At 55.7% G+C, this 12,566-nt stretch carries 13 protein-coding genes; 10 read left to right on the plus strand and 3 right to left on the minus strand.

Translation table 11 applies throughout. The features are described from left to right. Window positions 1-206: 206 nt before the first annotated feature. The 4 genes from ald to GQF02_RS09075 are packed head-to-tail and all read left to right on the plus strand — an operon-like array spanning window position 207 to window position 4,928. Complete coding sequence (gene ald, locus GQF02_RS09060) at window positions 207-1,331, plus strand: alanine dehydrogenase (RefSeq protein WP_124734554.1); 1,125 nt, start codon at window positions 207-209, stop codon at window positions 1,329-1,331. Window positions 1,332-1,352: 21 nt separating this feature from the next. After that, window positions 1,353-2,120, plus strand: coding sequence for a gamma-glutamyl-gamma-aminobutyrate hydrolase family protein (locus GQF02_RS09065; protein WP_220789411.1), 768 nt, complete (start codon window positions 1,353-1,355; stop codon window positions 2,118-2,120). Window positions 2,121-2,158: 38 nt separating this feature from the next. Then, window positions 2,159-3,493, plus strand: coding sequence for a glutamine synthetase family protein (locus GQF02_RS09070; protein ID WP_124734552.1), 1,335 nt, complete (start codon window positions 2,159-2,161; stop codon window positions 3,491-3,493). A gap of 58 nt (window positions 3,494-3,551) precedes the next feature. Then, window positions 3,552-4,928 (plus strand): aspartate aminotransferase family protein, encoded by a 1,377-nt coding sequence (locus GQF02_RS09075; protein ID WP_160796519.1) that lies wholly within the window; start codon window positions 3,552-3,554, stop codon window positions 4,926-4,928. Window positions 4,929-5,449: 521 nt separating this feature from the next. On the opposite strand, the gene GQF02_RS09080 is transcribed toward GQF02_RS09075, so the two are convergent. Continuing rightward, a complete protein-coding gene (locus GQF02_RS09080; protein ID WP_160796521.1) occupies window positions 5,450-5,617 on the minus strand; it encodes a hypothetical protein in 168 nt (55 codons plus the stop codon). 180 nt (window positions 5,618-5,797) lie between these two features. Between GQF02_RS09080 and motA the strand changes: the two genes are divergently transcribed. The 6 genes from motA (at window position 5,798) to GQF02_RS09110 (ending at window position 10,862) form a co-directional block, all read left to right on the plus strand. Then, window positions 5,798-6,658, plus strand: coding sequence for a flagellar motor stator protein MotA (gene motA, locus GQF02_RS09085; protein WP_124734550.1), 861 nt, complete (start codon window positions 5,798-5,800; stop codon window positions 6,656-6,658). 15 nt (window positions 6,659-6,673) lie between these two features. After that, on the plus strand, window positions 6,674-7,576 hold the full coding sequence (motB, locus tag GQF02_RS09090; RefSeq protein ID WP_160796523.1) for a flagellar motor protein MotB: 903 nt from the start codon (window positions 6,674-6,676) through the stop codon (window positions 7,574-7,576). 11 nt (window positions 7,577-7,587) lie between these two features. Next, window positions 7,588-8,316, plus strand: coding sequence for a class I SAM-dependent methyltransferase (locus GQF02_RS09095; protein WP_160796525.1), 729 nt, complete (start codon window positions 7,588-7,590; stop codon window positions 8,314-8,316). Next, window positions 8,306-9,634, plus strand: a complete 1,329-nt coding sequence (locus tag GQF02_RS09100) for a histidine kinase (RefSeq protein WP_160796527.1) — start codon at window positions 8,306-8,308, stop codon at window positions 9,632-9,634. Before GQF02_RS09095 ends, GQF02_RS09100 begins: the two co-directional genes overlap by 11 nt. A gap of 3 nt (window positions 9,635-9,637) precedes the next feature. Continuing rightward, window positions 9,638-10,420 carry a TrmH family RNA methyltransferase gene (locus GQF02_RS09105; RefSeq protein WP_160796529.1) on the plus strand — a complete coding sequence of 261 codons (783 nt, stop codon included), beginning with the start codon at window positions 9,638-9,640 and terminating at the stop codon, window positions 10,418-10,420. Between the two features lie 103 nt (window positions 10,421-10,523). After that, on the plus strand, window positions 10,524-10,862 hold the full coding sequence (locus GQF02_RS09110; RefSeq protein WP_124734545.1) for a YegP family protein: 339 nt from the start codon (window positions 10,524-10,526) through the stop codon (window positions 10,860-10,862). 29 nt (window positions 10,863-10,891) lie between these two features. Here GQF02_RS09110 and GQF02_RS09115 read toward each other — a convergent pair whose 3' ends face one another. After that, window positions 10,892-11,437: a hypothetical protein gene (locus tag GQF02_RS09115; RefSeq protein WP_160796531.1), complete on the minus strand. Its 546-nt coding sequence runs from the start codon at window positions 11,435-11,437 to the stop codon at window positions 10,892-10,894. A gap of 375 nt (window positions 11,438-11,812) precedes the next feature. Further along, window positions 11,813-12,502 carry a Bax inhibitor-1/YccA family protein gene (locus GQF02_RS09120; protein WP_124734543.1) on the minus strand — a complete coding sequence of 230 codons (690 nt, stop codon included), beginning with the start codon at window positions 12,500-12,502 and terminating at the stop codon, window positions 11,813-11,815. Window positions 12,503-12,566: the final 64 nt, after the last annotated feature.

Below are 12,566 nucleotides of genomic sequence, written 5' to 3' on the forward strand. Positions count from 1 at the left end.
CCGGCCTTTGTAGTCTGATGTTAATAATATTAGACGAATAATGTTAAGTAAATTGTTGTCTGCTCAGGCGTTGCTGCAATGCAAAATGGAAGATCATTGCAAATTGGCTATTTTGTAGCCAGTATCAGGGTATTGCTTTGCCATGATGTGAATTTTTTTAAACGCACCCAGATTGAAGCGTCTACACAGTATGACAGGAGACTGCAATGTTGATTGGCGTTCCGAAAGAGATCAAGGTTCACGAGTACCGTGTTGGTTTGACGCCATCTGGTGTGCGCGAGTTGGTGGTGCACGGCCATGAGGTGGTCGTGCAGTCTCAGGCCGGCCTTGGTGTGGGTTTTACTGATGAGCATTACATCCAGGCAGGTGCGTCCATCGCATCGGGTGCGCAAGAGATTTTTGCCCGAGCCGACATGATCTGCAAGGTCAAGGAGCCGCAAGCCATCGAATGCCGGATGTTGCGTCCGGGACAACTGCTGTTTACCTATCTGCATCTGGCACCGGACCCGGAGCAGACGCGTTTGCTGGTCGAATCGGGGGCAATTGCCGTCGCTTATGAGACAGTGACCGATGACAAGGGGGGGTTGCCGCTGCTGGCGCCGATGTCGGAAGTGGCCGGGCGCATGGCGATACAGGCCGGCGCTCATGCACTGGAAAAGGCGCAAGGGGGTCGTGGCGTGCTCTTGGGAGGCGTGCCTGGGGTCGCGCCAGCCAAGGTGGTGGTATTAGGTGGTGGTGTTGTGGGCTTGAATGCTGCACGTATGGCCATGGGGTTGGGGGCAGATGTCGCCATTCTCGACAAGTCGCTGCCACGGCTAAAAGAAATCGACATGCTGTTTGGCGGGCGCATCAAGACCCTGATGTCCAACGGCGTGAATATCGATGAATCCATTCGCGAAGCCGATATGGTGATCGGTGCGGTACTGATTCCGGGTGCGGCCGCGCCCAAACTGGTGACGCGCAAGATGCTGGGCAGCATGAAGCCTGGCGCAGTACTGGTGGATGTGGCTATCGATCAGGGCGGCTGCTTTGAAACCAGCCGGCCAACCACGCACAAAGAGCCGACCTATGTTGTCGATGGCATCGTTCACTATTGTGTGGCCAATATGCCCGGTGGTGTGGCGCGCACAGCGACCATGGCGTTGACCAATGCCACCTTGCCTTATGCATTGGAGCTGGCCGATAAGGGCTGGGCACGGGCCTTGCTTGATAATGCCCATCTGCGCGACGGCTTGAATGTGTGTTGTGGGCAGGTGACTTACGCCGCTGTCGCTAACGCGCTGGGTTATCCGTTTATTAAGCCGCTTGATGCCATCAAGGCAGCCGGTTGATTTTTTATCAGAGGTCGTATGTTGCAAAAACCCGTAATCGGTATTCCCTGTGACGTCAAGATGATAGGGCATTTCCCTTTTCACGCCGTGGGTGACAAATATGTTGCCGCCGCAGCGGGCGGGGCAGGGGGCGTGCCTATCCTTATTCCTTCACTCGGGGACGAGGATCAGATCCGTGCCTTGCTGCAACTGGTCGATGGTTTGCTGTTACCCGGTTCGCCGTCAAATGTTGAGCCTGCGCATTATCAGGGCGAGCCTAGCCGTGCCGGCACTTTGCATGATCCTGCCCGGGATGCGACCACCTTGCCGTTGATCCGGCTGGCTCTGGAAGAGGGTGTTCCATTGCTGGGGATTTGCCGCGGTTTTCAGGAGATTAATGTCGCGCTAGGGGGTGAACTCTACCAGCATGTGCAGGAAGAGGACGGCAAGATGGATCATCGTGAACCGAATACTGATGATCTCGAGCAAATGTATGGCCCTGCACACGAGTTGGCGATCACGCCGGATGGCTGGCTGCATGGCTGGACCGGTAAGACGCAGGTGCGCATCAATTCCATTCATCAGCAGGGTATCAAGCGGCTGGCGGAGTCGCTGGTGGCCGAGGGCTATGCTAGTGATGGCCTGATCGAGGCATACCGGGTGGAAGGGGCGCGTGCTTTTGCCTTTGCCGTGCAATGGCATCCGGAATGGAAGTATTGGGAGAACACGCTCTCCCAGGCAATTTTCAAGGCTTTTGGCGACGCTTGCCGGGAGCGCCGTATGCGACGCGAGTCGTCGCTGACACGGTAACCAGAGCCGGTGAACCGGCCGCAACACAAGGGAAGACCATGTTTCAACAAAATCTAGATTGGCTGCGCGAACACCGTATCACCGAAATGGAGTGCATTGTCCCGGACATGACGGGGGTGGCACGAGGCAAGATTGTGCCCAAGGATAAATTCATCAGCGAAACGGAAATGCGTCTTCCGGAGGCGGTGCTGATGCAGACCGTGACCGGTGACTATCCGGATGACAGTATGCTGGATCTGACCGATCCGGACATGGTGCTGCAGCCGGACCCAACCACCTTGCGTCTGGTGCCATGGGCGACCGATCCGACGGCACAGTTGATCTATGACTGCTTCCGCGCTGACGGCTCGCCGGTAGATGTGGCACCACGCAATGTCTTGCGCCGCGTGCTGTCCCTGTATGACGCCAAGGGCTGGGCGCCCGTGGTGGCGCCCGAGATGGAGTTTTACCTGCTGTCGCCTAACCCGGACCCGGATATTCCGTTGGCGCCGCCGGTGGGGCGTACTGGCCGCGCAGAATTCGGCCGTCGCTCTTATGCCATCGATGCGGTCAACGAGTTCGATCCTTTGTTCGAGGACATCTATGACTATTGCCATGCGCAGAATCTGGAAGTCGATACGCTGATTCACGAAGTCGGCACCGCGCAGATGGAAATCAACTTCCTGCATGGTGATGCGATGTCGCTGGCAGATCAGGTTTTCTTGTTCAAACGCACCGTGCGTGAAGCTGCATTCCGTCACAATATGTACGCGACCTTTATGGCCAAGCCGATGGAGAACGAGCCGGGCAGTGCCATGCATATTCACCAGAGTCTGGCGGACAAGGAAACCGGCAAGAATATTTTCAGCAATGCGGATGGCTCCCCATCAGATCTGTTCTTCAATTTTATTGCCGGACTGCAACACTATCTGCCGGAGGTGATGCCGCTGTTTGCGCCGTATGTGAACTCGTTCCGCCGTCTGTCGCCTTATATGGCGGCGCCGACCAACGTCGAGTGGGGCTACGACAACCGTACTGTCGGCCTGCGCGTGCCGCATTCCAGCCCGGCCGGCCGTCGTGTGGAAAACCGTGTGCCGGGGGTGGATGTCAACCCGTATATCGCCATGGCCGCGACCCTGGCATGTGGTTATCTTGGCATTATCAAGAATATGAAGCCGCGTGACCCGTGCCAGAGCGATGCGTATGAGTTGCCTTACCAGTTCCCGCATTCCACCGAAGAGTCTTTGGTGCGTCTGGCGCGTTGCGAAGATATCGCCGAAATTCTGGGGCCGCGCTTCGTGAAAATGTATGTAGGGATGAAGCAGAAGGAGTTCTCCGAATACTTCCGCGTGATCAGCCCGTGGGAGCGCAAGTTCCTGCTGTTGCATGTCTAACCCTGTCGTATAAACCAGACACCCGCTGCGGCGGGTGTTTTGCTAAGAGGAGAAACTGATGAGCCAGCAACATACCACCCAGGATTGGCGCGCCATGGATGCCGCCCACCACCTGCACCCGTTTTCCGATACCAAGGGGCTGAACGCGCAAGGCGCACGCGTGATCACCCATGCTGACGGTATTTACTTGTGGGATTCGGAAGGCAACAAGATTACCGACGGCATGGCCGGACTGTGGTGCGTGAATATCGGTTACGGTCGTAAGGATCTGCCTGAAGTGGCCAAGCGCCAGATGGAAGAGCTGGCTTATTACAATACCTTCTTCAAGACCACCCACCCCAAGGTGGCGGAACTGTCGGCCCTGCTGGCCAGCGTCGCACCGGATGGTTTCGAGCATGTGTTTTATACCAACTCGGGCTCGGAGTCGGTCGATACTATGATTCGCATGGTGCGCCATTACTGGAGTTCGGTCGGAAAGCCGGAGAAAAAGGTGCTGATCGGGCGCTGGAACGGTTATCACGGCTCGACTATAGGTGGCGCCAGTCTAGGCGGCATGAGCTATATGCACGAGCAGGGTGATCTGCCGATTCCCGGCATCGCTCACGTCGAGCAGCCTTGGTATTACAAGCATGGCAAGGATTTGACGCCGGAAGAATTCGGCATTCAAGCGGCGCAGTGGATAGAGGCCAAGATACTGGAAGTCGGTGCTGACAAGGTAGCGGCCTTTGTCGGCGAGCCTGTTCAGGGTGCGGGCGGTGTGATTATTCCGCCATCGACCTACTGGCCTGAAGTCGAGCGCATCTGCCGCAAGTATGATGTGTTGCTGGTTGCCGATGAGGTGATCTGTGGTTTCGGCCGTACCGGCGAATGGTTCGGCCAGACACATTTCGGCTTCAAGCCCGATATGTTTACCACGGCCAAGGGATTGTCATCCGGCTACTTGCCTATCGGTGCGGTTTTTGTCGGAGAGCGCGTGGCACGCGGTCTGATCGAAGAGGGGGGGGATTTCAATCACGGATTTACCTACTCCGGTCATCCGGTGTGTGCCGCCGTTGCACATGCCAACGTAGCGGCACTGCGTGACGAGGGTATCGTTGAACGGGTCAAGAACGCGACCGGCCCCTATATGCAGCAGCGTTGGCGCGAGGTGTTTGGCCAGTTTGCCCATGTGGACGATGTGCGCGGGGTTGGCCTGATTCAGGCATTCACGCTGGTGAAAAACAAGGCGACGCGTGAGCTGTTTGATAACTGGGGGGAGGCAGGTACGCAGTGTCGCGATATTTTCTTCAAGCACAACCTGATTATGCGCGCCTGCGGTGACCATATCGTGTGTGCACCGCCTTTGGTGATTACTAAGGCGGAAATCGATGCCATGCTGGAAACTGCGGTAGCCTGCTTGCGGGAGTTTGAGCAGCTTGTTGCTGCGCGGTCGTAAATTTTTAAGGGTGGCGGATTCGGGGAGTCTGGGCTTTGGTCGCTGCACGTAGCGGTTAGGGCTCTGACTCCCCGTATTTTTCATTGCTTGATCTGTTGGGTGCAATAAGTTTCGCTATCTAGTCTTTTTCTTTCAATAAAAAGCGTTTGAGTATGTACAGGATGGCGAACTGCAGTACGACAATGATGGCTATAGAAAAAATGATTTCCCATACTACACTGCTGAACCATTCGCGCATCGTGTGCCCTCCTGCCCCTCTTTTGTTGATCAATAGCCTGCATCGGTCATGACTGGGTGTGCCGGCTTTAGTGCTTGGAATGGGTAGGTGTGTGACTTTGATTGTGCTTTGATTTTGTTATGGTTTCATGAGTTTAGTGTATTAAGTTTGTGTTTTTATAAGTGAAAGATGGTTGGAAAGTTGCTGATGTACCTTTGGTTTTCGTTGTCTGATTGTTTTTGCTGCTGGCGCCAAGGTACTTAAGTTTAATTTAATCAATGGCTTGTCTTGTTTTCTTTGATTTTTACGCGAGGGTGCGAGTCGCAATATGTGGATGATGGTTGAATGCTGCCCCCGGTCTGTTTTTAATCATTGCTGTTGTTTGCGTGCAACTTTGCGTGGCCGTTTGAAAATGGGTTTTGGTCTGGGTGCCGGTGCGGTAGTGGCCAAACGCGGCATTGGCTTGATGCATGATATGTCGTTGATGCTTATGGCGGGTGTTGTCACATTTGCTTACGGGTGACTATCGCTATAGGGTGTAATACAATAAAAAAAGTTTCTTATTTGCTAGTGTCGAGTGCACTGTCCATAGCCTTGGTATTGCGACGGGTGTGTATGTCCGGCTTAGCTTCAGCTTTCCCCAAGGGTATACATGTTTATTCCTATCGGTTATGTGGTCATTCTGGCAGCCTGTTTCGGGGGGTTTGCGCTGGCAGGGGGGCATCTGGCATCGCTGTTTCAGCCTGTCGAATTGCTAATTATTGGTGGTGCCGGTTTTGGTGCTTTTTTGGCTGCACATGGTGGCGCGCCACTAAAAGCAACCGGAAAAGCATTGCCCAAGGTATTCAAGGCCTCGCCTTACAGCAAGGCCTTCTATATGGATTTGTTTGCTCTGCTTTTCGAGATCCTGGCCAAGGTCAGGAAAGAGGGCTTGATGTCGGTCGAGGCGGATGTCGAGGCGCCAGAGAGTAGTCCTTTGTTTGCTAAGTATCCGGCGATTCTGGCAGATCATCATGTGGTTGAGTTTATTACCGATTATTTGCGCCTGATGGTCGGAGGCAGCCTGAATGCCTTCGAGATTGAAAACCTGATGGATGTCGAACTGGAAACGCACCATCACGAAGCCGAGGTGCCGATTGGTGCGGTGAAGAGCCTGGCCGACGGCCTGCCGGCTTTCGGTATCGTGGCGGCCGTGATGGGGGTGGTGCATACCATGGAGTCGGTGGGTTTGCCGCCGGCTGAACTTGGCAAGCTGATCGGTGCTGCGCTGGTGGGCACATTTGTCGGTATTTTGCTGGCCTATGGCTTTGTCGCACCAATTGCAACGGCGATGGAGCACAAGCTGGCTGACCAGACCCGAGTTTTCCAGACGATCAAGGTGACTTTACTGGCAAGCCTGAATGGCTATGCGCCGCAGGTCGCCGTTGAGTTTGGCCGCAAGGCGCTGGCCGGGCAGGATCGTCCTTCGTTCCGCGAGCTGGAAGAGCACGTCAAACAGGCCAAGGCCAAGTAAGGCAGGGAAGACAATATGGCTGACGAATCTCAACGCCCCATTATCGTCAAGCGCATCAAGAAGGGTGGTCATGGTCATCACGGCGGCGCATGGAAAATTGCGTACGCCGACTTTATGACCGCCATGATGGCTTTTTTCCTGCTGATGTGGCTGCTGGGGTCTGCGTCTCAAGGCACGCTCAATGGTATTGCCGAGTATTTCAAAACCCCGCTTAAGGTGGCGCTGTCCGGAGGATCTGGTGCCGGAGATGCCACCTCCATGATCAAAGGGGGGGGTACCGATCTCACCCGTCAGGCGGGGCAGGTGAAGCGCGGCTACAAACATCCGGCTGAACTGGCGCAGGAAAAGCAGCGCCTGCAGGCGCTGCAGCAAAAAATTCAGGCCGATATCAATACCAGCAATGTGCTGAAATTTTACAAGAACCAACTGCGGCTGGAAATGACACCGGACGGTTTGAAAATCCAGATTGTGGATGAAAAAAACCGCCCTATGTTTGCGTCAGGCAGTGCCGATATTCTGCCGCATACGCGCGAAATTCTGCGCGAACTGGGTTATGAGCTCAATGCCGTGCCCAATATGTTGAGTGTGTCCGGGCATACCGATGCGGCGCCTTTTGCCGGGGGGCAAAAGGGCTATAGCAATTGGGAGCTTTCGGCGGATCGGGCCAATGCTGCCCGGCGCGAGCTTTTGCTGGGCGGGATGGATCCGGTCAAGATCCTGCGTGTGGTGGGCTTGGCTAATGCCAATCCGCTGATACCGCAAAACCAGTTCAGCCCGGAAAACCGCCGTATTGCCATTGTGATTCTGAATGATGATGCGGTCGACCGTATACGTAGTGATGGCTTAAGCGCTGCGCAACATACGGCTGCTGACGTGGCATCGGAGCCTGTCGCAACTGCGGCAGGCGGCGAACACTGATCGTGTTGCTGATGCGAGCTGCGTTGCTTGCCCTGTCGGCTGCTGTCTTGGCGTGGTTGGTCTATGCGCCGGCCACGCAGCCGCTGGCCTGGTGTGCGCTGCAAGCTGGTATCGTATTGCTGTTGGCGCATCTGTTCCGTCTTACTGTGCTTGCTGCGCTGTTCTCTGCCGGCCTGTTTCCCTTGCTGGTGTTGGCGTTGTGGCTGGATCTTCCGGCTTGGTCATATGCGCTGGCCGCAGCGCTGACTTTTGGTCTTTCACGCAATGCCTTATTTGAGCGGGTGCCGTTTTACCTGTCGTCAGACGAGGCCTGCCGGGTGCTCTCCATATGGCTGCCTTTTGGTGTGCGCGTGCTTGATGCGGGTAGTGGCGATGGCCGGGCGGTGTTGCTGTTGGCGCATCTGCGGCCAGATATTGAGGTGGTGGGTATGGAGAATGCCTGCTTGCCCTATCTGTTTGCACGTTTGCGCTGGCGTCTGGCTGGCTCTCCGGCCAATGCCAAGCTATGTTATGGCAGTTTTTGGCAGGCAAAATGGGGTGAGTATGATGTGGTCTATGCCTTTCTTTCCCCCGCCCCGATGCCGCGGCTGTGGCAGGTGTTTAGTGCGGGTGCGGGCGCTGATGCAGTGTTGATCAGCAATACCTTTGCCATTCCGGGCGTGCCTGCCAATGAAGTTCTGGTATTGTCCGGGCCTTTGCAGCGCGAGCTTCTTATCTGGCGTCATCCCCATGCAACTTGACACTTGGCTGGCTTCTGTTGCTGTACAGCGCTGGCCTGTCCTGCCGCAAACGCATGCGCGTATACGGCAGGAGCTGGCGCGTGGTAGCGAACGCTTACGTTTCGAGGTGCTGGCCAATCTGACATTGTCCGATCCGTTTTTGCTGCTGGATTTGTTGCGCCTGATGGCGACTTCCACCGCCTTGCAACGTAGTGGCAGCTTGCCTGCGGTCGAGCAGATGCTGATGGTGGTGGGCAGCGAGCGCATTATGATGCGTTATCGCCAGTTGACGGCCTGGCCTGAACCTGCTGACCGGCATGAGTTTGCCGTGCAGGAGGAAGTGGCCGGCCTGATGGGGCGTGCGCGCATCTCCGCACTGATTGTCAAAGCCTGGTTGTCCCTTGCAGGGGAGCACAAGGTCGAAGACAGTTTTGTTGCCGCCGAGATTTACAACTTGCCGGCATGCCTGTATCTGTTGCAGCACCAGGTGCGGCTAAAAAAGCCGGCGCTACAGCAGATGGCAGAGCAATTCGCCATGGATTATCCGCCGCTCTTGGCTGCGTTTATCCAGCGCATGCCTCTGCCTGAGGGCTTGAATGCGCTGCTGGGTAGTGGTGTGCCTGGCCGGCATCGCCAGTTGCTTAAACTTGCCGTTGCTTGTGCCGAGGGGCTGGATCAAGGATGGTGGCGTCCTGCGTGGCAGGCGGGGGTTTCGGCGGCCGCTCATTTGATGGGTGTAACCTATTCCGAGGCTTACCAGGCCGTAGTGCATGCCGTTTTACAGGTGGCACGCAACCCGCAGGCGCCTGCTTATACTTTTGCTGCCCGCCGTTTTCTGGCCATGGAAGGGGATATTCCGCTAGCCGATGAGCCATGCTTGCCGCCCTCGCTGGATGTAGCTGCGCGTACCGATCTGGCTATACGGGGCGCCTTGCGCCATTTGGCTAATGATCTGGGGTTCGAGCGCGTGTTGTTTTATCGCTTGAATGAAGCGGGTGATACTTTGCGTTTGCAGTTCCAGATTGGTCTCAAGTCTGGCGATGTCCTATTGCAGCAAATGCCGCTGATGAAGCCGGATGGCTTGCCGGCTTTGCTGCTTGGCCGGCCTCAGGGTTTTTTGCTGACACTGGCGCTGCATGCGCGCTTGCAGGTGAAATACGCCGATGCCTGGTTGTCGGCATTGAGTGGAAATGATGTCGCCTTGCTGTCGGTTTATGCAGAAGGCCGGCCGCTGGGCCTGTTTGTGGTCGATAATGCCGGTTCCGGGCGCGCCATTGACGATGCCTGCTATCAACAATTCAAATTACTGGCCGCCAGAGTGGCCAGTTTATCATTCTGACGTATGCAAAAGATTATCAGCTCTGCAAGTAACGAAGACCTCAAGCAATTGGCACGACTGGTGCAAAATGTACGCGAGCGGCGCAAGAGCCGGCAGATGGTGCTGGAGGGGATTCATCTGCTTGAGGCTGCGCTGGATGTTGCGCTGGTGCCGACGATGGTTTTTGTCAATGAAGATGCTGCGCAGCGATCCGACGTACAGGCTTTGTTGGCGCGCCTGCCTTCGGCAAGTGAGTGCATTCAGGTGGCGCGGGGCGTGTTTGCCAAGGTGACGGCGCTATCTAGCGCGCCCGAGGTGTTGGCGATTTGTCCGCGTCCCGAGGCGAGCAAGCCGCAGGAGGATGCCAGCCGCCTGCTGTTGGAAGACATTCAGGATCCGGGCAATCTTGGCACGATTTTGCGCTCGGCCGCCGCTGCCGATGTGCGTGAGGTCTATCTGTCCAAAGGCTGTGTCGATGTGTTTTCCCCTAAGGTATTGCGCTCGGGCATGGGGGCGCATTTTGCATTGTCCATTCATGAAGGCGCCGATCTTGCCGCCGAATTGGCCGCTTTTACCGGACGTAAACTGGTGACGCATCTGGCCGGAAGTACTTCGCTTTACGGGCAGGATTTGTCCGGGCCGATTGCGCTGGTCTTGGGCAATGAGGGGAGCGGGGTGTCTGATGCCTTGGTTAGTCTGTCTGACGTCCGTGTACGTATTCCGATGCCGGGGCATGCCGAGTCGCTGAATGTCGCGATGGCCGCCACGATCTGCCTGTTTGAGCGGGTGCGCCAATTGCAGTGCTAATTGTTCTGTAGTGTTACAGGGTGATTTGTGATTAATCGTAATCTATATTGGGTATTGGTTGACGGTGATATTCATCATCTGCACCGTGCACAAGGAGAGTGCGATGAGTGGCAAGTTTGAGGTCAGTAAGTCCAAGAATGGCAAGTATCTGTTCAACCTTAAGGCCGGCAACGGTCAGATTATTTTGACCAGCCAGCTGTTTGACTCTTTGCACCACGCGATAGAGGCGGCTCAGTACCTGCAATCTGAGCCTAAGCTGGATGCCCGCATCCGCCGCAAGATATCGACAGTGGGGGATCCTTATTTCAGTGTGCTGGGGCGCGGTGATAAAGTGCTGGCGCGTAGTGAAATGTATTCATCCTCCTCGGCGATGGAGCGGGGAATAGATTCGTTGCTGGATCATGCGCCGACCGCTCAGGTGATCGATACGACGGCGCTATAGAGGCTGGATGGGGTATGTTGATTGTGCCCCTAGCCATCTTTTTCAATCGCAGCCAGGGTGTGCTCTACATCCTTGAGCGCCTGCATCGCTTGCGGATCATCGCTGCCGCGAAGTTGTTGTTTTAGCCAGTCGCGGATCTTTTTCAGTTCTGCCAGCATCTTTTTTATTTCGGGGTCTTCTTCTTGCTTCTGTATCTCAGTGCTTGAGCGCCCCAGTTTGGGTGTGTTGTCACCGGATTTTTCCATCTGGTTTTCATCTGGCAGTTCATCTTCGCCGGCCAGGCTGTTTGCGGCATTGTCCTGATCCGCCGTCAGTGTTCCGGCTTCCGGCAAAATCACGCTTGTCGCCTGAGTATCCTCGGTCTGCCCATCTGCCGGTGTTACGATGGCTGGCTGCTGCGGCAGGGTGGGTGTCGCATTGCCGCTCCCGCCACTCAGGGACTTTAGCTCACGTGCCGCTTGTGCCAGTTGCTGCGCCAGTGCCCGCAAGCTGCCCGGGTCGCTGCCGGCTAGTGCCATCATTTTGCGTAGCATCTCTATCCGCGCCTTGAGCATAGTCTTGCTGATGTCATTCATTGGGTTTGAATTTGATGGCGCGGCGGCAGTTGGTTTGCGCAGTTTGGCCATGTACTTGTTCAGTGCGGTGGAGAGCGTGTCTTGCAGAATGTTTTGCTGCTCATGGGCGAGTGTGCGGGTAGCCGGGGGCGGGGGCGCTGCATTGCTGGTAGGCGTTGTGGTAGGGTGTTTGTGTGCGGTGCCGTGTGGCGTTGAGATACGTTGTTCGGTTGAGGGGCGCACTTGCATGGACTGTCTTTCGGTAAGCCTTTACTTGCTATCGTCTGTGTTTGCCATTACTTGAGCGCCTCAATGGGGGGCTTCTATTCTGTCCGGTAAATAAAAAAGGCCGGTGCAACCCTTGTCGGGTAGCACCGGCCTGTTGAATTTACCTGATTAGTCGCGCTGGCCGCCAAAAGCCATCAGAAGCTGCAACAGGCTGGTGAACAGGTTGTAGATGCTGATGTAAATGGTCAGCGCGGCAGAAATGTAGTTGGTTTCGCCGCCGTCAACGATGGACTTGACCTGCCACAGGATCATCAGCGAGCTGAACAGAGCGAAGGCTGCGGAGATGGTCAGCTGCATGGCCGGAATGCGCAGGAAGATGTTGGCGATCATCGCTACCATCAGGACAACAGCGCCAACGGTCAGGAAGCGGCTAAGTCCGGACAGGTCGCGCTTGGTGGTAGTGGCGATGCCGGCCATCACGAAAAAGACCACCGAAGTTGCGCCGCCCGCCACCAGGACCAGTTGGGCGCCATTTTTCAGGCTGAGCGCCACTTGCAGCAAAGGCCCGAGCAGTACACCCATAAACAGGGTGAGTACCATCATCAGGACGACGCCCATCGAGCTGTCGCGATTCTTTTCTACGGCAAAAAACAGGCCGTACAGCATGGCCATCATGATCAGGCTGGACATGATCGGGCTGCCTGCCATAAAGGCAAAATTCATATTGGTGCCGATGACCGCGCCTATGATGGTCGGAATCATCGACAGAGCCAGCAGCGCATAAGTATTGCGCAGAACCTTATGGCTGGCGCCTACCTCGGTGCTGGTGCGGTAGGTAGTCTGAAAGTTCTGTTGCATACAGTGTTTCTCCTTGGGTGTTGCGGTGTGAATTGGTTCTGACATTACTAATGGTAAATGGTTT

Origin of the sequence: Craterilacuibacter sinensis (genome assembly GCF_009831765.1) — a bacterium.
Taxonomy (GTDB): Bacteria; Pseudomonadota; Gammaproteobacteria; order Burkholderiales; family Chromobacteriaceae; genus Craterilacuibacter; species Craterilacuibacter sinensis.

Excerpts from the sequence above, each read along its gene's own strand:
- ald (WP_124734554.1), top strand. The coding sequence starts at position 207 with ATGTTGATTGGCGTTCCGAAAGAGATCAAGGTTCACGAGTACCGTGTT.
- GQF02_RS09070 (WP_124734552.1), top strand. The coding sequence starts at position 2,159 with ATGTTTCAACAAAATCTAGATTGGCTGCGCGAACACCGTATCACCGAA.
- GQF02_RS09075 (WP_160796519.1), top strand. The coding sequence starts at position 3,552 with ATGAGCCAGCAACATACCACCCAGGATTGGCGCGCCATGGATGCCGCC.
- GQF02_RS09080 (WP_160796521.1), bottom strand. The coding sequence starts at position 5,617 with ATGCATCAAGCCAATGCCGCGTTTGGCCACTACCGCACCGGCACCCAG.
- motA (WP_124734550.1), top strand. The coding sequence starts at position 5,798 with ATGTTTATTCCTATCGGTTATGTGGTCATTCTGGCAGCCTGTTTCGGG.
- motB (WP_160796523.1), top strand. The coding sequence starts at position 6,674 with ATGGCTGACGAATCTCAACGCCCCATTATCGTCAAGCGCATCAAGAAG.
- GQF02_RS09095 (WP_160796525.1), top strand. The coding sequence starts at position 7,588 with ATGCGAGCTGCGTTGCTTGCCCTGTCGGCTGCTGTCTTGGCGTGGTTG.
- GQF02_RS09100 (WP_160796527.1), top strand. The coding sequence starts at position 8,306 with ATGCAACTTGACACTTGGCTGGCTTCTGTTGCTGTACAGCGCTGGCCT.
- GQF02_RS09105 (WP_160796529.1), top strand. The coding sequence starts at position 9,638 with ATGCAAAAGATTATCAGCTCTGCAAGTAACGAAGACCTCAAGCAATTG.
- GQF02_RS09110 (WP_124734545.1), top strand. The coding sequence starts at position 10,524 with ATGAGTGGCAAGTTTGAGGTCAGTAAGTCCAAGAATGGCAAGTATCTG.
- GQF02_RS09115 (WP_160796531.1), bottom strand. The coding sequence starts at position 11,437 with ATGAATGACATCAGCAAGACTATGCTCAAGGCGCGGATAGAGATGCTA.
- GQF02_RS09120 (WP_124734543.1), bottom strand. The coding sequence starts at position 12,502 with ATGCAACAGAACTTTCAGACTACCTACCGCACCAGCACCGAGGTAGGC.